We start from the raw sequence: 18,064 nt of genomic DNA on the forward strand, positions 1-18,064 counted from the left end.
TTACTCCTCCTCGGGGTACACGACTCCCCAGTCGGCGCGGAGCTTGGTCATAAGCTCCATAACATCAGAAGCGTAATCCAGAAGCTCGCGCTTCGAATCATCGCCGGCAACGGCCTTCTCCAGGTCGGCCATCTCGTAGCACAGAGCGTATGCCTCGGTGCCGGTGTGGACCTCCTCACGGTGCCCGTCCGCAGTCCACACGATGGTCGCGTGATCGGCACGCGGATACTCGTTGACCTCGATATAGCACTTGTCAAAGCTGATGACCGAGCGCTTGGGCTGCTTGGAGTGAAGTGTAAGGCTCACCACGCCCAGCTGCTGCTCGGCATTACGGCAGACGATGCCGCCCGCAACGTCAACGCCGGTCTCACAGGTGTTGCCGAGCGAAACGACCTCAACAGGCTGGCTTGCCATAAAGAGGCGCATGACGGACAGGGCATACACGCCAATATCGAGCATGGCACCGCCAGCAAGGTTGCGATTGTAGAAACGGTTGGTCAGGTCGCCGTATTCCTTGTAGCTGCCAAAGTTGAGCTGAACGAGGTTCATGCGACCAAACTCGCCGGCATCCATGCGGCGGCACAGCTCCCGATACAAGGGCATGTGGAGCACCGTGGTGGCGTCCATAAGGACCACGTTATGCTCGTCGGCAATGGCACGTGCCTCGTCGAGCTCGGCGGAGTTGAGGGTGATGGCCTTCTCGCAGAGCACGTGCTTGCCAGCTGCCAGAGCGGCGCGCAGGTAGGTGATATGCGTGTTATGCGGCGTGGTGATATAAACGGCGTCGATGTCGGGATCGGCGTAGAGGTCCTCAACCGTCTCGTACACCTTCTCGACGCCATACTGCTCGGCAAAAGCCTGGGCCTTGGAAAGCGTACGGTTGGCGACGCCCGCAAGCTTGCGGCCGGCAAGGGCGAGAGACTGGGCCATCTGATTGGCGATAACGCCGCAGCCGATCACAGCCCAGCGAAGCTCGGGAGCCGTAAAGATGTCGTTAGGGAACGGCTGATGCTGGACCGAGGCAAACGCCGCCTTAGCGGCTGCTTCGGCGTCGAGCGGAGCCTGTTTGGAATCTGTCATCATGTGCCTCCTGAGTCACCGGAAGTTCTTCATTTCCAACAGCCTTATATTCGCACAAATTTGCGCGTATTTGCTTGTATTTGCGTGTTTATTTGTTTATCGGTTATTATTAAACCATTATTAGCAGATATTTGCGCGGCTATGCGCATTATCGCGCAAGACTCTGTGCGTAAATACGCATGCATCGATCGTTATGATGCAGAAAAAGGCGGAACAACAAAACCCCTAAAGGCAAAGCAGGCTGTCTTACTCTGCCCCCTAGGGGCATCAGACATCAAAAGATCATCCCTAACTGCCGGCACATAAGGACTGTCCCAGGCTGCCGAAACCTGGGGGCGTTCCCCGTACGACGCTTTCGTGGCAAGACTGTCCCCATCAACCAGCCGTTTAAGAACGTCCCCAACGACTAGTCATTTATGTCTGTCCCCAATGAGTACCCAATGAGTAGGGATAGAAAAAGGCCCGGGTGCCGTGGCATCCGGGCCTTTGCTAGCAACTTAGATGTTGCGGGCAGCTTAGAACTTGTGGCCGCACTTCTTGCAGACGCGCAGCTTGTTCTTGCCGTCCTTCTCGTGACCGACGCGGGTAACCTTACCGCACTCGGGGCAAACGAGATTGACGTTGGAGGCATCGATAGGAGCCTCCTGCGAAACGATGCCGCCCTGCTGGTTGGCAGCGTTGGGCTTGACGGCCTTCTTGACGACCGAAACGCCCTCGACAACGACCTTGTTCTCGGCGGGGAGAGCACGCAGGACAACGCCCTGCTTGCCGCGATCCTTACCAGAGAGAACCTGGACCTTATCGCCCTTCTTGATATACATATATCTCCCCTAACTACAGGGTCTCGGGAGCGAGCGAGACGATCTTCATGTACTTCTTGTCACGAAGCTCGCGAGCGACGGGCCCGAAGATACGGGTGCCGACGGGCGAACCATCGTTGTTGATGACAACGCAGGCGTTATCATCAAAGCGAATGTAGGAGCCATCCTTGCGGCGGATCTCCTTAACGGTGCGAACGACGACGCAACGGACAACGTCCTTCTTCTTGACGTTGGCGCCAGGGGTAGCCTCCTGGACAGCACCGATAAACACATCGCCGATGCCTGCATAACGACGCTTGGAACCGCCAAGCACCTTGATGCAGCGAATCTTGCGAGCGCCGGAGTTGTCGGCGACGTTCAGCATGGTTTGCATCTGAATCATGGTAGATGTTCCTCCGAACTAAGAACCGAAGAGAGGTGCGCAGCCTTTATACGGCCCGTGGTATGCAAGCCAGGCATACGCACATCTTCGGAAACGTACAAGTCGTAAGAGCGACTGCTTATTTAGCGCGCTCGACGACCTCGATGAGGCGCCAACGCTTCATCTTGGACATAGGACGGGTCTCCATAACGCGGACGGTATCGCCCACGCCAGCCGTGCACTCCTCGTCGTGAGCGTGCAGCTTCTTGGAGCTGGTCATCATCTTGCCGTACTTGGGGTGACGCTTGCGCTCGGTGATGGTGACAACGATGGTCTTGGCACCGGAGACGGAGGTAACGACACCCGTACGGACCTTACGCGAGTTACGCGAATCAGTCATGTTCTCTCCTTAGGTCCTACTCGGCGACAGCGGACTTCTCCGCTGCGATCTCGCGGGCGCGCTGCTCCGTGAGGACGCGAGCGATGTCCTTCTTCACGGTGTTGACGCGAGCGGTGTTGTCCAGCTGGCTGGTGGCCATCTGGAAACGAAGGTTAAAGAGCTCGGCGCGCATTTCCTTCAGCTTCTCAACGAGCTGAGCGTCCGAGAGCTCACGAATCTCTGCGGGCTTCATTAGTTCTCCTCCTCGGCCGTCTCTGTAGCGGCAGGCTTAGCGACGATCTTGGTCTTGATGGGGAGCTTGTGCTGCGCCAGACGCAGAGCCTCGCGAGCGACCTCCTCGGGCACGCCCTTGACCTCGAACATGATGCGGCCGGGCTTGACGACGGCCACCCACTCCTCGGGGTTACCCTTACCAGAACCCATGCGAGTCTCGGCAGGCTTCTTAGTGATGGGCTTATCGGGGAAGATCGTGATGTAGACACGACCGCCACGCTTCATGTAGCGGGTCATGGCAACACGAGCGGCCTCGATCTGACGGTTGGTGATCCAATGGGCCTCGAGAGCCTGGATACCAAACTCGCCGAAATGCAGCTCGGTATTACCCTTGGCCTGGCCCTTCATGGAGCCACGCTGCACCTTGCGGTGAAGAATACGCTTAGGGGCAAGCACTACTGACCCCTCCTCTCGGAGTTACGACGACGAGGACGGGAAGAGCCCTCGAGTGCAGGGTTGGGAACAGGCTGGCCCGGGAGCTTCTCGCCCAGGTAGATCCAGACCTTCACGCCGCAGGCACCCATGGTGGTGCTGGCGACAGCCGTGCCGTAGTCGATCTTGGCACGGAGGGTGTGCAGAGGCACGCGACCCTCACGGTACCACTCACGACGGCCCATCTCGGCACCGCCGAGACGACCGGAGCACTGGATACGGATGCCCTTGGCGCCGGCCTTGCGGGCGGACTGGACAGCCTTGCGCATAGCGCGACGGAAGGCAACGCGGCCCTCGAGCTGCTCAGCGATGGACTGAGCAACGAGGTTGGCGTCGAGCTCGGGGCGCTTGATCTCGACAACGTCGACGGAGAGCTGGCCCTTGGAGACGCCAGCGACCTTCTCGAGCTCGGTGCGGAGGGTATCGATCTCGGCACCCTTCTTACCGATGACAACGCCGGGGCGAGCGGTGAAGATGATGACCTTCACCTTGTCGCCAGCGCGCTCGATCTCGACGCGGGAGACAGCTGCGCGGGAGAGACGCTTCTCGAGGTACTTGCGGATCTCGAGATCGTTACCGAGGGTCTTAGCGTAATCCTTCTCTGCGAACCAGCGGGAGCGCCAGTTCTCGGTGATGCCAAGACGGAAGCCGGTGGGGTAGACTTTCTGACCCATACAGCTTTACGCCTCCTTTCGAGGAGCAACGACGACGGTGATGTGGGAAGTACGCTTCAGAATGCGAGAAGCGGAACCCTTGGCGCGGGGACGGATGCGCTTAAGCGTCGGACCCTCGTCAACATAGGCAGCAGCGACAACCAGGTTGTCGGCACGCAGACCGTTGTTGTTCTCGGCGTTCGCAACGGCGGAACGGAGAACCTTCTCGACATCCACGGCGACGGCGCGGTCGCAGAAGTGGAGGATGTCGAAGGCCTGAGCGACAGGCTTGCGGCGGATCAGATCGACCACCAGGCGGGCCTTGCTGGGGGAAACACGCACGTACTTAGCGACGGCGCGAACCTCGGTGGCCTCAGTTTCAATAGACTTAGTTGCCATTTACGGTTAACCCCCTATTTGGCCTTGTGGCCACGGAACGTACGAGTCGGCGCAAACTCGCCGAGCTTGTGACCAACCATGGACTCGGTAACATACACGGGCACATGCTTGCGGCCGTCGTGGACGGCGATGGTGTGACCAACCATCTCGGGGAAGATGGTGGACGCGCGGGACCAGGTCTTCACGACGTCCTTCTTGCCAGCCTCGTTCATCGCGGTGATACGCGAGAGAAGGCGAGTCTCCACGAACGGGCCCTTTTTGAGACTTCTGCTCATAAGTGCTTTCTCCTAAAACTCGGTATCCGAAATTACTTCTTACGGCGACGAATGATGTGCTGGTTCGAGACCTTCTTCTTCTTGCGCGTACGAAGGCCCTTCGTCGGCTTACCCCAGGGGGTAACAGAGGGACGACCAGAGGTGTGGTTCTTGCCCTCGCCACCGCCGTGCGGGTGGTCGACAGGGTTCATAACGGTACCGCGGACGGTCGGGCGCACATTCATGTGACGCTTACGGCCGGCCTTGCCGATGACGATGTTGGCGTGATCGGCGTTGCCGACCTCACCGACGGTGGCGCGGCAGGTAACGAGGATGCGGCGCATCTCGGAGGAAGGCATACGGACGATGGCGTACTTGCCCTCCTTACCCATCAGCTGGCAGGAGTTACCGGCGGAACGGGCGATAGCGGCGCCCTTGCCCGGCTGGAACTCGACGGCGTGGATGAGCGTACCGACGGGGATGTCGGCGAGGGGCAGAGCGTTGCCCGGCTTGATGTCGGCGTCAGAACCGGACATGACGGTCTGACCGACCTCGAGGCCCTTGGGGGCCAGGATGTAGCGCTTCTCACCGTCAGCATAGTGCAGCAGAGCGATGCGAGCGGAACGGTTCGGATCGTACTCGATCGTGGCAACCTTGGCGGGCACGCCGTCCTTGTTGCGCTTGAAGTCGATCACGCGGTAACGACGCTTCACGCCGCCGCCCTGGTGGCGGGTGGTGATGCGGCCGTTGTTGTTACGACCGGCCTTCTTGGGCAGGGGCTCGAGAAGAGACTTCTCGGGCTTGGTGCAGGTGATCTCGGAGAAGTCGGAGATCGTCTGCCAACGCCTACCAGCGGAGGTCGGCTTAAGGTGCTTTACAGCCATTACAATCCCTTTCAATAGGTATCCGTTAGCCATCGCAGACAGGGATTCGAGGTTCTGCCTCGGGTGCGATGACACCGGACGTATACACGGTTCCGGGCGTGTCCATTTTATACGCCCAAAACCTTGAGCTCTCGCCTCCCCTATTTGGGAGGCATGAGCTCACTCAACAGCAGCGAGTCTTAGGCCTGGTTGCCAAAGACCTCGATGGTGTCGCCCTCGGCCAGCGTAACGATGGCCTTCTTCCAAGAACGGGTCTTGCCGGCGACATAGCGCACGCGCTTGGTCTTGGGCTTGACCGTCAGGGTGTTCACGCGAACGACCTTGACGCCGAAGATCTCCTCGACAGCGTCCTTGATCTGATACTTGTTAGCATCCTTGGCGACCTCGAACGTGTACTTGTTCTGCTCCATGCCGGAGAAAGAACGCTCGGACACGATCGGACGGATGATGATCTCGTGGGCGGTCATTTATGCAAGCACCTCCCCGAAGTGAGCGGCGATGTCGGCGGGCATCAGCACAGCGTTGTTGTTGACGAGATCATAGGTGTTGGCCTCGTCGGCAGTGATGATAAACGTCTTGGGAATGTTGCGGAACGACAGGTAGGCGTTGACGTCCTCATCGCGAACGATGATGGTCAGACGCTTGCCCTCAAGGCCAAGAGCCTTGAGCATGGCAACGGCAGCCTTGGTGGAAGGCTTCTCGAAGCCGTAGTCGTCGACGAGCACGAGCTCGCCATCGGCCAGCTTGGCGGACAGCGCAGAGCGCATAGCCAGCTTGACCTCCTTGTTGTTCATACGCTTAGCGTAGGAACGGGGCTTGGGGGCGAAGACAACGCCACCGTGACGCCACTGGGCAGCACGGATGGAACCCTGGCGGGCACGACCGGTGCCCTTCTGACGCCAAGGCTTCTTGCCGCCACCGGAAACCTCAGAGCGGCCCTTAGCGGACTGGGTGCCCTGACGCCAAGAGGCAGTCTGGCACTTGACGATGTGGTGCATAACGTGGATGTTCGGCTCGATGCCGTACACCTCAGCGGCGAGCTCGGCCTCGGCGACCTTCTTGCCCTCGCTGTTCTTTACTTCAAACTTTGCCATTTAAGTGTTCTCCTTGGTATGACGCTGGGCTAAATGGGCTGGGCCCTTAGGCCATACGGATGGCGACGAGACCATTCTTGGCACCCGGGACAGCGCCCTTGACCAAGATGAGGTTCTGCTCGGCATCGATGCGGACAACGGAAAGGTTCTTGACGGTAACGCGCTCGTTACCCATGTGGCCGGCCATCTTGACGCCCTTGAGGACGCGCGCAGGATAGGCGCACTGACCGATAGAACCGGGGTGACGCTGGAAGTGAGAACCATGCGTCATAGGACCGCGGCGCTGACCCCAGCGCTTGATGCGACCCTGGAAGCCCTTACCCTTGGAGGTACCGATGACGTCGACCTTCTCGACATCAGCGAAATCAGCGACGGTGACGACCTCGCCGACCTTGTGCTCCTCGCCGTTCTCGACGCGGACCTCACGAAGGAAGCGGACAGGCTCGACGCCGGCCTTGGCGAAGTGACCAGCCATGGGCTTGTTCACGTTCTTGGCCTTGATGTCGCCGAAACCGATCTGGACGGCGTCATAGCCGTCGGTTGCCTGAGTTTTAACCTGCGAGACAGCGCAGGGGCCAGCCTGGATGACCGTGACGGGAACGACGTTGTCGTTCTCGTCCCAAACCTGGGTCATGCCAATCTTGCGGCCGAGAATCATGCTGATCAAGATATGATCCCAACTCTCGCGTGGTCTTGGGACAATGCGTACACCACCGAGCGTACGCCCCTAGAGGACCACTACTTACACAACGTGCTCCCCAGCCTTGTATTGCGTCCGAACTACCTGACAACCCTATTAAGCAGGCATTTTGTCCAGCCAGAATACTCCCCTGGTTTCACACAGCTGTTTAGTATACACGGCTGCGGGCGTATCCATCGAGATTCATATTTCACTCACATTGTTTACGCAGGTAAAGTGCGTGGCACGTTCCCAGTGTGCGGCGGAGGGGGCGGGCCTGAGACATATTAAGGTTGCTGCTCTACAGTCCTGCTCACGACGGAGAGCACATTAAGTGCTCTCCTGTTCGTGCGGAACTCGCGACAACCTTAATATGTCTCAGGCCCGCCCCCTCCGCCGCACACTGGGAACGACACGTTGATGTCTGCTTAACTCTGCTCGCTCAGCTAATGACTTTGTTGGGGATCCACAATTTGCTGCAAGGTGAACTTGCATTGGGGCGTATCGTCCTCTTCTCGCGCATCGTCGAAATCGAAGATCATAATGGCGCAGTTGGGGAGTTTTGCTGGGAGCTCGAAGCCCTCTGGAGCTGCAGCCTTGATGAATTGGCGGCTGGCGCTGCCGTGGCTTACTGCTAGAAGGGTTTCGATGCCCTCGGCGCCCATGAGATTGGTGAGGGTGTCTACCATGCGTTCTTGCAGCGCGCGGCTTCCTTCTCCTCCGAAGGGGACCAAATCCTCGCCTGGATCCCAAACGTCGGTAGGCAATGCGTCGTGCGGGCCTTCCTCGAAGGTTCCATAGCCGCGCTCGATGATGCCTTCGCAGGGCTCGACAGTGGCATCCGGACCGAGGATCTCGCATGCGACGAGACTTGCCGTGTCCATGGCTCGGCCTAAAGGCGATGAGACCACTTTGTCGGGGACGACGCCGTGGGCTTTGAGCCATTCGGCTGCCGCTTGGGCCTGTTGACGGCCCAAATCGGTAAGCGGTGAATCACAGCGACCCTGGACGAGCTTTTTGACGTTGAATTCCGTCTGGCCGTGGCGGAGCAGATACAGCCTCTTCATATTCTCCCCTTCTGTATAACGTGCTTTGCCGGCGCAGACCTACTCGTGGGTATGCCCTACGTAGTCATCGTCGATCGTAATCTTGGCAATCGACTTGGGAAATTCCGATTCGACCCTCTGGGCCAACGCGTGCTTGAGCTCATCGGCCCCCATGCCCAAATCCGAGGGACGCACGCAGTCAAAGATCACGTTAGTGTGCGTAGGACCCGGCACACAGCGCAGGTCATGAATCGAAAGGCGGCTATCGATCTGTTGGGCCATGGCGTGAATGCGCAAGCGCATGCTCGCCACCTTGGGGTCATCGGTCACGATGGGATCGTAGTGAAGCGTGACAATCATGTCGTCTTCGTCCCTAAATGCCTGTTCAATGTTATCGAGCGTGTCATGACTTTCCAGCGGGCTGGCCTCGGCCGCCATCTCGGCGTGAGCGCTTGCGAACTTCCTGCCCGGGCCGTAGTCGTGAACCATTAGGTCATGAACGCCCAAAACGCCAGGGTAGCTCATGATCTTGCCGCGAATATGTTCGACCAGCTTGGGATCGGGCGCCTGACCCAAAAGCGGGCTCACCGTATCCTGGATGAGCTCAAAACCGCTCCAGCCAATATAGGCGCCAACGGCAAGGCCGACCCAAGCATCAAGATTGATATGCGTCACCTGCGAAACAATTGCGCACGCTAACACGGCGCCTGTGGCAAGGACATCGTTCTTGGAATCCTGCGCGGTCGCATGCAGCGTCTCAGACTCAATACGGTCACCGAGCTTTTGGTTGAGGGCCGCCATCCACAGTTTAACAACCATCGAAAGCGCCAAGACTGCCACCAGGGCAAGCGAGAACTCGACGGGTTCGGGGTGGACGATGCGCTCAAACGAGGACTTCACCAGTTCGAGGCCGATGAGCAGCACGAGCGCCGCCACGACCAGACCCGAGAGATACTCGTAGCGGCCATGGCCGTAAGGATGCTCGGGGTCTGCCGGCTTGCCCGCCAGCTTAAAGCCAAGCACGCTCACGATGTTTGAGCTGGCATCGGACAGGTTGTTCATGGCGTCCGCCACAATCGAAACCGATCCCGACAGCACGCCAATTGCACCCTTCGCAGCGCATAGTGCCACATTGGCGAGAATACACACCACGCCCGTCAACGTGCCCACGCGCGCACGGTCGCCCTGCGCACGACGAACGATCCACTCGACCATCTATATCTGCCCCCAACAGTTTTACTCATACACTCGTTTGTCGAATAGCTCAGTAGTGTAGACCCTTTACCCCATCGATACAAAAAAGGCCGCAACCCTTAGGGCTGCGGCCTTACAAATCGCACTATCGAGCAAAAAGCTTAGAGCTTGATGTCGATGTCGACGCCAGCGGGGAGGTCGAGACGCATAAGCGAATCAACGGTGCCCGAGGTGGGGTCGAGGATGTCGATGAGGCGCTTGTGGGTGCGCATCTCGAACTGCTCACGGGAGTCCTTGTCCTTGTGCGGCGAGCGGATGACCGTGTAGAGGTTGCGCTCGGTGGGCAGGGGGACAGGACCGGAAACGCGAGCGCCGGTCTTCTGAGCGGTCTCGACGATGAGCTTCGCGGACTGATCGACGACCTCGTGATCATAGCCCTTGAGGCGAATGCGGATCTTCTGGGTAGCCAACTTAAACCTCCAAAGAGTGCGAGAGATGTTCTCGCGGATTACGTAACAGGGAGCTCGAACTTAGGCGTTCTTGCTCATGACCTCGTCCACGATGGACTTGGGCGCAGGCTCATAAGAGTCGAACTGCATCGTGTAGGATGCACGGCCCTGGGTCTGGGAGCGAAGGTCGGTAGCGTAACCGAACATCTCGCCCAGCGGCACCTTGGCACGGATGAGCTTGGTGTTCTTGCGATCCTCCATGCCCTCGATCTTGCCGCGGCGACCGGAGAGGTTGCCCATAACGTCGCCCATGTACTGCTCGGGGGTCTCGACCTCGACAGCCATGATCGGCTCGAGCAGCTGCGGATCGGACTTCTTGAGGGCGTCCTTGATAGCCATGGAACCGGCGATCTTGAAGGCGGCCTCGGAGGAGTCGACCTCGTGGTAAGAACCGTCGAACAGGGTGACCTTAACGTCGAGGACCGGGAAGCCGGCGATAACACCGGTGTTCAGGGCCTCCTGGATGCCCTTGTCGATGGACGGGATGTACTCCTTGGGCACGACGCCGCCGACGATAGCGTTGACGAACTCGTAGCCGAAGCCCTCCTCCATCTTCTCGAGCTTGATGACGGCGTGGCCGTACTGACCGCGACCGCCGGACTGACGGACGAACTTGCCCTCAGCCCTCTCGACGTCGTGACCAGCGGTCTCGCGGTAGGCAACCTGGGGCTTACCGACGTTAGCGTCAACCTTGAACTCACGGAGCAGACGGTCAACGATGATCTCGAGGTGCAGCTCGCCCATGCCGGCGATGATGGTCTGGCCGGTCTCGTGGTTGGTGGACACCGTGAAGGTCGGATCCTCCTCGGCGAGCTTGGTCAGAGCCAGGGACATCTTGTCCTGCTCGGCCTTGGTCTTGGGCTCGATGGCAACGTCGATAACGGGCTTAGCGAACTCGATCTTCTCGAGGACGATCTCCTTGCCCTCGGCGCACAGGGTGTCACCGGTGGTGGAGTTCTTGAAGCCGACGCAGGCGACGATGTCACCGGCGCAAGCGTCGTCACGGTCGATACGCTCGGCGGCGTTCATCTCGAGGATGCGGCCGAGGCGCTCGCGCTGACCGTTGGAGGCGTTGACCACGTAGGAGCCGGACTCGGCGCGACCGGAATAAACGCGGACGTAGGTGAGCTTACCGACGAACGGGTCGGTCATGATCTTGAAGACCAGGCCGGAGAAGGGCTCGTCGAAGGAGGGATGACGCACGATCTCCTCGCCGGTTTCCGGATCGGTACCGGTGACGGCCTCAACGTCGAGGGGGCTGGGCAGGTAGTCGACGACAGCGTCGAGCAGCTCCTGAACGCCCTTGTTCTTGTAGGCGGAGCCCACAAAGACGAGGTTGAGCTCGTTGGCCAGAACGCCCTTGCGCAGAGCAGCCTTGAGCTCCTCGACGGTGAAGTCCTCCTCCATGAGGATCTTCTCCATGAGCTCGTCGTCAAAGCTGGCAGCGGCGTCGAGGAGCTCCTCGCGCTTGGTGGCAGCGATGTCGGCGAACTCAGCCGGGATCTCATCCATCGGCTCGGGGTAGGTCATGCCCTTCTCGTCGGCCTTGAAGTCCCATGCAGTCATGGTGACCAGGTCGATGACGCCCCAGAAGTTGTCCTCGGCGCCCATCGGGACCTGAGCGGCCACGGCGTTAGCGTCGAGACGATCCTTCATGGTCTCGATAGCGTTGAAGAAGTCAGCGCCCACGCGGTCATACTTGTTGATGAAGGCGATGCGGGGAACGTTGAAGGTAGAAGCCTGACGCCAAACGGTCTCAGACTGGGGCTGGACGCCGGCAACGGCGTCGAAGACGGCGACAGCGCCATCGAGGACGCGCAGGCAGCGCTCGACCTCGGCGGTGAAGTCAACGTGGCCCGGGGTGTCGATGATCTGGATGCGGTAGTCCTTACCGTCCTTGTTCCAGAAGCACGTGGTAGCAGCGGAGGTAATGGTTACGCCGCGCTCCTGCTCCTGAACCATCCAGTCCATGGTGGCAGCGCCCTCATGGACCTCACCGATCTTGTGGGTCTTACCGGTGTAGTAAAGAATACGCTCGGTCGTGGTGGTCTTACCGGCATCGATGTGGGCCATGATGCCGATGTTACGGGTATCGGAAAGCTTGTGCTTAGCCTTAGCCATGTTAGTTCCTTACCTTAACTTACCAACGATAGTGAGAGAACGCGCGGTTGGCCTCGGCCATCTTGAAGACGTCCTCACGCTTCTTGACGGAAGCGCCCAGGCCGTTGGAAGCGTCCAGAATCTCGTTTGCGAGACGCTCAGCCATGGTCTTCTCCTTGCGAGCGCGGGAGAAGTTGACGATCCAGCGGATGCCCAGAGCAGTGGAACGACGGGAGTTGACCTCCATCGGGACCTGATAGGTAGCGCCACCGACACGCTTGGGCTTAACCTCGAGCGTGGGCTTGACGTTGTCCATAGCCTTCTTGAAGGTAGCGAGAGCGTCGCCACCCTCGGACTTCTCGGCAACGATCTCGAAAGCGGTGTAAACGATGCGCTCAGCGGTGGCCTTCTTGCCGTCAAGAAGGACCTTGTTGATGAGCTGAGTCACCAGGCGGTTGTTGTAAACGGCGTCAGGCTGAACCTCACGACGATTAGCTGCTGCACGACGCGGCATGTGAAATCTCCTTAAGTGTCTACCGTGCGGCGCTTAGGCGGCACACGGCGAAAGTATCAAAACGTTATCTGGCTTATTTGGCCTTGGGGCGCTTAGCACCGTACTTGGAACGGGCCTGCATACGGTTCTGGACCGGAGCAGCATCGTAGGCGCCACGGATGACGTGATAACGGACACCAGGGAGGTCACGAACACGACCGCCGCGGACGAGCACGATGGAGTGCTCCTGCAGGTTGTGGCCCTCACCCGGAATGTAAGCAGTAACTTCGATGCCGTTGACGAGGCGAACACGGGCAACCTTACGAAGAGCCGAGTTCGGCTTCTTGGGGCTCGTGGTGAAGACGCGGGTGCACACGCCGCGCTTCTGGGAGTTGTGCTGCAGAGCAGCGTTCTTGGACTTCTTGGGCGCGGAACGACGGCCCTGGCGAACCAGCTGGTTAATAGTAGGCAAAGCGTACTCCTTCTCGAATGATTCCAGCTTTCTGTAAAGTGCAACGGCTTGAATCGAGGGGTCAGCATCCCCCTACGAAACACGCAGTTCGATAGGATACGTGCCGTTAGCTGTGTCGTCAACAGACCACGCCGCCGGGCGTATCCTAAAATAGCCACATTTCCGCAAAGCCTACACAAAAGGAATCCCCTCCTGTGCGCGAGGGCGGATTTCCGGGACGGGCGGCCCTGGGGTTAAGTTTGCTGCTCTACAGTCCTGGCTCGCACGGAGGCCACATTAAGTGGCCTCCGGCTCGTGCGGAACTCGTGACAAACTTAACCCTTATGCCGCCCGTCCCGGAAATCTTACGTACTCGTCGGGGCAACGTTCCTCGACAAAAAAGACCCGCTCCCCTGTTGGGAAACGGGTCTTTGGAAGGGCGGTTAACGTACTAGGAAATTACTCCCCGTCGTTGTCCTTGGCCTCTTCGGCGTCGTCGGTGTCCACGAGCTGGTTGAGCAGCTCGTCGAGGGAAGCCATGTCCTCGTTGATGGCACCGTTGGCGGAAGCCTTCTTGTCGTCGATCGGGGCGCCCAGGAGCTCCTCGTCGGCATCAGCGTGATGCGTCGGAGCGGAGGTGCCCAGCAGGATGTCATCCGGACCGTCGGGGCTAAAGACCATCTGCAGCAGCTGCGAAAGGTCTTCCTCGTCGGCAACGTCGTCGTTGTTCTCGAGGATGTAGAGCAGGTCGTGGGCCTCGAGGCCGTCACGGAGCTCCTCGATCGCCTTAGCACCGATGCCATCGATGCGCAGCAGATCCTCCTCGGACTTGCCAACCAGGTCGCCGACCGTCTCGATGCCGACCTCACTGAACTTGTTGGTCCAGCGCTGCGACACGCCCAGGTCGTCGAACAGGTACAGGCGAGCCTTCTCGGCGGAGATGGTGTGGCCGTTGCGGGTGAACGAACCGTCGGCACCGCCAAACTCGTCGTAGCCGGCCCAGTCGAGCTGCTGTGGGAGCCGCTCGTCCAGGTCCTTGAGCTCCACGGGAGCCCACTCGGGCAGTGACTTGGCGTTGGGCGAAGCCGGACCATCGATGTCCACGTAGCCGTCGGCCGTGCGATACGTCAGCTTGGCGTTAGCGTACGGCTTGAGGCCGGTACCAGCCGGGATCTTCTTACCGACGATGACGTTGGACTTAAGGTCGAGCAGGTGGTCGACCTTGCCCTCAATAGCAGCCTCGGTAAGGACGCCGGCGGTACGGATGAACGAAGCGCTCGACAGCCAGGAGTCGATGTTGGACGCAACCTTGAGCGTACCCAAGATGACGGGCTCAGCCACGGGAGCCTGACCGCCCAGACGGGCAACGCGCTCGACCTCGTCGGCGAACTCGTAGCGGTCGACGTACTGACCAAGCAGGTACTTGGAGTCGCCGGGGTTGGTGATCTGAACGCGACGCAGCATCTGACGTGCGAGCACCTCGATGTGCTTGTCGTTCAGGTCGACGCCCTGGCTGGTGTAGACGTCCTTGACGCTCTCGACGAAGGTGTGCATCGTCGACTCGATGTCGGTCAGCTTGCGCAGGTTGCGGAAGTTGACGAAGCCCTTGGTGATCTGGTCGCCGGCGCGAACCTCGCAGCCGTCCTCGATCTCGGGCATAAAGCGCACCGAAGCGGGGACGCGACGCTCGTCGAGGACACGGGTGTGATCCTCGGAGTCGGTGAGCGTCAGCACGTACTCGGACTTCTCGGGCTTAATCGAGAGGTGGCCGGAGTACGGAGCCAGCTCGGCCTCGCGACCCAGGATCTTCTCGTTGACGTTGCCGACGATATCGAACATACGGCTGACCGTAGGCAGACCCTGCGTAATATCGTCGACGCCAGCGACGCCGCCGGAGTGAATGGTACGCATCGTAAGCTGCGTACCGGGCTCGCCGATGGACTGGGCGGCAATAATGCCGACTGCGGTACCGATGGCGACCGGACGACGGGTGGAAAGATCCCAGCCGTAGCACTTCTGGCACACGCCGTACTTGGAGCGGCAGGTGAGCAGCGCGCGAAGCTTGACCTTCTTAAGGCCCGCATCGACCATCTTCTGGATGTCGGCGACCTTCTCGATATAGCCGTCCTGCTCAAAGAGCACGGTGCCATCGGGAGCCACGACGTCCTCAATAAAGCAACGGCCGACAAGATCGGTGTTGAGGTCGGTGGTGCCGGGAATGATGAGGTTGTAGGTGACGCCCTCGTGCGTACCGCAGTCCTCCTCGCGGACGATGACGTCCTGGGCCACGTCGACCAGACGACGGGTCAGGTAGCCAGAGTCCGAGGTGTGGGATGCGGTATCGACCAGGCCCTTACGGGCGCCGTAGGTCGAAATGAAGTACTCGAGCGGCAGCAGGCCCTCGCGGAAGTTCGCCTTAATGGGAAGGTCGATCGTCTCGCCGGACATATCTGCCATCAGGCCACGCATGCCGCCGAGCTGACGCAGCTGGGTCTTAGAACCACGGGCGCCGGAGTCGGCCATCATGTACAGCGGGTTCTCCTCGTCGAACATGTCGAGCATGAGCGCTGCGACCTTATCGGTACAAGCGGTCCACTCGTTAACGACTTCGATGTGGCGCTCCGTCTCGTTGATGAAGCCCTCCTCGAAGTACTCGTTGATCTGGTCGACGTTGGCCTGGGCGCGGTCGAGCAGCTCCTGCTTCTCGGCAGGGATGAGAGCGTCCCATACCGAGATGGTGAGGCCGGCGCGGGTAGCGTAGTGGAAGCCGGAGTACTTGATAGAGTCGAGGATCGGGCCTACCTTGGCCTCGGGGTAACGATCGCAGCAGTCGGCAACCAGCTTGGCCACATCGCCCTTGACCATCTTGTAGTTCATGAACTCGTAGTCTTCGGGCAGGCACTGGCGGTTGAAGATGATACGGCCGATAGAAGTCTCGAAGCGTGCGGTCTTGTTACCGGTGACATCGTAGTCGACGAACTCGTTCTTGCCGTTCTTGACGCGGAAGATACGGGTGCCGTCCTCGTTGATGACGTTGGCGTTCTCGGCGGACACGCGGACCTGAATCTTGGCCTGCATATCGACCTCGGAGCGGCAGTCATAGGCGTGCAACGCGTCGTCGAAGCTCGAGAACACGTGGTTCTCGCCCGGCAGACCGTCGCGGACCTGGGTCAGGTAGTACACACCAATGATCATGTCCTGCGAGGGGATGTTGACCGGCTTGCCGGACGCCGGCGAGCGCAGGTTGTTCGCAGAGAGCATGAGCACGCGGGCCTCGGCCTGAGCCTGGCTGGACAGCGGCACGTGGACAGACATCTGGTCGCCGTCGAAGTCGGCGTTGAAGGGCGCGCAGACCAGCGGGTGCAGGTGGATAGCCTTGCCCTCGACCAGCACCGGCTCAAAGGCCTGGATGGACAGACGGTGCAGGGTCGGTGCACGGTTGAGCAGCACGACACGACCGTCGATGACCTCTTCGAGGATGTCCCACACAAAGGTGGCACCGCGGTCGATAGCGCGCTTGGCGCCCTTGATGTTCTCGACCTTGCCAAGCTCGACCAGGCGCTTCATGACGAAGGGCTTGAAGAGCTCCAGCGCCATGGTCTTGGGCAGACCGCACTGGTGCAGCAGCAGCTTGGGGTCGGTAACGATTACCGAACGGCCAGAGTAGTCGACACGCTTGCCCAGCAGGTTCTGGCGGAAACGACCCTGCTTGCCCTTGAGGGCCTCGGCGAGCGACTTGAGCGGGCGACCACCACGGCCAGAGACCGGGCGCCCACGGCGGCCGTTGTCGAACAGGGCGTCCACGGACTCCTGGAGCATGCGCTTCTCGTTGTTCACGATGATCGCAGGGGCGTCCAGGTCGAGCAGGCGCTTGAGTCGGTTGTTACGGTTGATCACGCGACGATACAGGTCGTTGAGGTCGGACGCGGCAAAGCGGCCGCCGTCGAGCTGGACCATCGGGCGCAGATCGGGCGGAATGACCGGGATGACATCCAGAATCATGTTCGCGGGGCTGTTGCCGCCCTTCAGGAAGGCGTCAACGACCTCGAGGCGCTTGACGGCCTTCTCGCGCTTCTGCTTCTGGGAGTCCTCGTCGGCGATGATGGCCTTGAGCTTCTCGGCCTCGGAGGGGAGGTCGATGGCAGCGAGCAGGTCGCGGACGGCCTCGGCACCCATGCCACCCTTGAAGTACATGGAGTAGTAACGGGTCATCTCGCGGAACAGCGGCTCATCGGAGATGAGGTCGCGCTCGGTGAGCTTCATGAAGGCGTTGAAGGCGTCCGTGCGGAGCTGCTTCTCGTCCTTGCACTCTTCCTCGATGTCGACGATGCCGGAGGCGATCTCCTCGGGGGTCAGCGGCTCCTCGTCGGAGAACTCGTCAAAGTTCTCGGGGTTGCCCTGCTCCTTGAGGGACTCGATCTGGCGGGCGCACTCGGCGTCGATCTCTTCCAGATCGGCAGCGAGCTCCTCGCGCAGGTCGTCGGCGTCGGCCTCGCGAGCCTCGTAGTCGACCTCGGTGATGATGTAGCTGGCAAAGTACAGAACCTTCTCGAGGTCCTTGGACTTGATGTCGAGCATACGGCTCATCGGGAAGCTCGTGGGGCTCTTGAAGTACCAGATGTGGGACACGGGAGCGGCGAGCTCGATATGGCCCATGCGGTCGCGACGCACCTTGGCCGAGGTGACCTCGACGCCGCAGCGCTCGCAGACGATGCCCTTAAAGCGGATGCCCTTGTACTTGCCGCAGGAGCACTCCCAGTCCTTGGCGGGACCGAAGATCTTCTCGCAGAACAGGCCGTCCTTCTCGGGCTTGAGGGTGCGGTAATTGATGGTCTCCGGCTTCTTGACCTCACCGTGCGACCAGGAACGGATCCGGTCGGCGGAGGCAAGGGAGATCTTTACCGAGTCAAATTCAGTAGCTTCGAAATCTGCCACAGTCAA

At 60.0% G+C, this 18,064-nt stretch carries 20 protein-coding genes; all 20 read right to left on the minus strand.

From position 1 onward, the window contains the following. Positions 1–1,080: a Gfo/Idh/MocA family protein gene (locus ACTQW0_RS06280; protein WP_441567387.1), complete on the minus strand. Its 1,080-nt coding sequence runs from the start codon at positions 1,078–1,080 to the stop codon at positions 1–3. Between the two features lie 515 nt (positions 1,081–1,595). Further along, complete coding sequence (gene rplX / locus ACTQW0_RS06285) at positions 1,596–1,901, minus strand: 50S ribosomal protein L24 (RefSeq protein WP_006235043.1); 306 nt, start codon at positions 1,899–1,901, stop codon at positions 1,596–1,598. A 13-nt stretch (positions 1,902–1,914) separates the two neighbouring features. Next, positions 1,915–2,283, minus strand: a complete 369-nt coding sequence (gene rplN / locus ACTQW0_RS06290; RefSeq protein WP_117734331.1) for a 50S ribosomal protein L14 — start codon at positions 2,281–2,283, stop codon at positions 1,915–1,917. A gap of 118 nt (positions 2,284–2,401) precedes the next feature. Further along, a complete protein-coding gene (gene rpsQ / locus ACTQW0_RS06295) occupies positions 2,402–2,662 on the minus strand; it encodes a 30S ribosomal protein S17 (RefSeq protein ID WP_006235040.1) in 261 nt (86 codons plus the stop codon). Positions 2,663–2,678: 16 nt separating this feature from the next. Further along, the gene (gene rpmC, locus ACTQW0_RS06300; RefSeq protein ID WP_006235039.1) at positions 2,679–2,894 is read right to left on the minus strand and encodes a 50S ribosomal protein L29; all 216 of its coding nucleotides are present in this window, start codon (positions 2,892–2,894) and stop codon (positions 2,679–2,681) included. Continuing rightward, the gene (rplP, locus tag ACTQW0_RS06305) at positions 2,894–3,331 is read right to left on the minus strand and encodes a 50S ribosomal protein L16 (RefSeq protein ID WP_427727118.1); all 438 of its coding nucleotides are present in this window, start codon (positions 3,329–3,331) and stop codon (positions 2,894–2,896) included. The genes rpmC and rplP overlap by 1 nt, the downstream gene beginning before the upstream one ends. Further along, positions 3,331–4,041 carry a 30S ribosomal protein S3 gene (gene rpsC / locus ACTQW0_RS06310; RefSeq protein ID WP_154514689.1) on the minus strand — a complete coding sequence of 237 codons (711 nt, stop codon included), beginning with the start codon at positions 4,039–4,041 and terminating at the stop codon, positions 3,331–3,333. Before rpsC ends, rplP begins: the two co-directional genes overlap by 1 nt. A gap of 6 nt (positions 4,042–4,047) precedes the next feature. Beyond that, positions 4,048–4,419, minus strand: a complete 372-nt coding sequence (gene rplV, locus ACTQW0_RS06315; RefSeq protein WP_006235036.1) for a 50S ribosomal protein L22 — start codon at positions 4,417–4,419, stop codon at positions 4,048–4,050. Positions 4,420–4,433: 14 nt separating this feature from the next. Further along, on the minus strand, positions 4,434–4,694 hold the full coding sequence (rpsS, locus tag ACTQW0_RS06320) for a 30S ribosomal protein S19 (RefSeq protein ID WP_006235035.1): 261 nt from the start codon (positions 4,692–4,694) through the stop codon (positions 4,434–4,436). Positions 4,695–4,726: 32 nt separating this feature from the next. Further along, entirely contained in the window at positions 4,727–5,557 is an 831-nt protein-coding gene (gene rplB, locus ACTQW0_RS06325; protein WP_117583062.1) for a 50S ribosomal protein L2, read from the minus strand. Positions 5,558–5,736: 179 nt separating this feature from the next. Further along, the gene (rplW, locus tag ACTQW0_RS06330; protein WP_006235033.1) at positions 5,737–6,024 is read right to left on the minus strand and encodes a 50S ribosomal protein L23; all 288 of its coding nucleotides are present in this window, start codon (positions 6,022–6,024) and stop codon (positions 5,737–5,739) included. Beyond that, positions 6,025–6,651, minus strand: a complete 627-nt coding sequence (gene rplD, locus ACTQW0_RS06335) for a 50S ribosomal protein L4 (protein WP_441567389.1) — start codon at positions 6,649–6,651, stop codon at positions 6,025–6,027. Positions 6,652–6,697: 46 nt separating this feature from the next. Next, positions 6,698–7,318: a 50S ribosomal protein L3 gene (rplC, locus tag ACTQW0_RS06340; RefSeq protein ID WP_089572481.1), complete on the minus strand. Its 621-nt coding sequence runs from the start codon at positions 7,316–7,318 to the stop codon at positions 6,698–6,700. A gap of 458 nt (positions 7,319–7,776) precedes the next feature. Next, a complete protein-coding gene (locus ACTQW0_RS06345; RefSeq protein ID WP_427727116.1) occupies positions 7,777–8,397 on the minus strand; it encodes a histidine phosphatase family protein in 621 nt (206 codons plus the stop codon). A gap of 39 nt (positions 8,398–8,436) precedes the next feature. Next, positions 8,437–9,591, minus strand: a complete 1,155-nt coding sequence (locus ACTQW0_RS06350; RefSeq protein ID WP_427793410.1) for a cation diffusion facilitator family transporter — start codon at positions 9,589–9,591, stop codon at positions 8,437–8,439. A 140-nt stretch (positions 9,592–9,731) separates the two neighbouring features. Further along, entirely contained in the window at positions 9,732–10,040 is a 309-nt protein-coding gene (rpsJ, locus tag ACTQW0_RS06355; RefSeq protein WP_427717612.1) for a 30S ribosomal protein S10, read from the minus strand. Positions 10,041–10,100: 60 nt separating this feature from the next. Then, entirely contained in the window at positions 10,101–12,200 is a 2,100-nt protein-coding gene (gene fusA, locus ACTQW0_RS06360; protein ID WP_154514697.1) for an elongation factor G, read from the minus strand. Between the two features lie 19 nt (positions 12,201–12,219). Continuing rightward, positions 12,220–12,693 carry a 30S ribosomal protein S7 gene (gene rpsG, locus ACTQW0_RS06365; protein ID WP_006235013.1) on the minus strand — a complete coding sequence of 158 codons (474 nt, stop codon included), beginning with the start codon at positions 12,691–12,693 and terminating at the stop codon, positions 12,220–12,222. Between the two features lie 73 nt (positions 12,694–12,766). Next, complete coding sequence (gene rpsL, locus ACTQW0_RS06370; RefSeq protein ID WP_154514699.1) at positions 12,767–13,144, minus strand: 30S ribosomal protein S12; 378 nt, start codon at positions 13,142–13,144, stop codon at positions 12,767–12,769. 438 nt (positions 13,145–13,582) lie between these two features. Continuing rightward, entirely contained in the window at positions 13,583–18,058 is a 4,476-nt protein-coding gene (locus ACTQW0_RS06375; protein WP_427793414.1) for a DNA-directed RNA polymerase subunit beta', read from the minus strand. Positions 18,059–18,064: the final 6 nt, after the last annotated feature.

Origin of the sequence: Collinsella sp. LCP19S3_B7 (assembly GCF_052121795.1) — a bacterium.
In the GTDB taxonomy this organism is placed as follows: domain Bacteria; phylum Actinomycetota; class Coriobacteriia; order Coriobacteriales; family Coriobacteriaceae; genus Collinsella.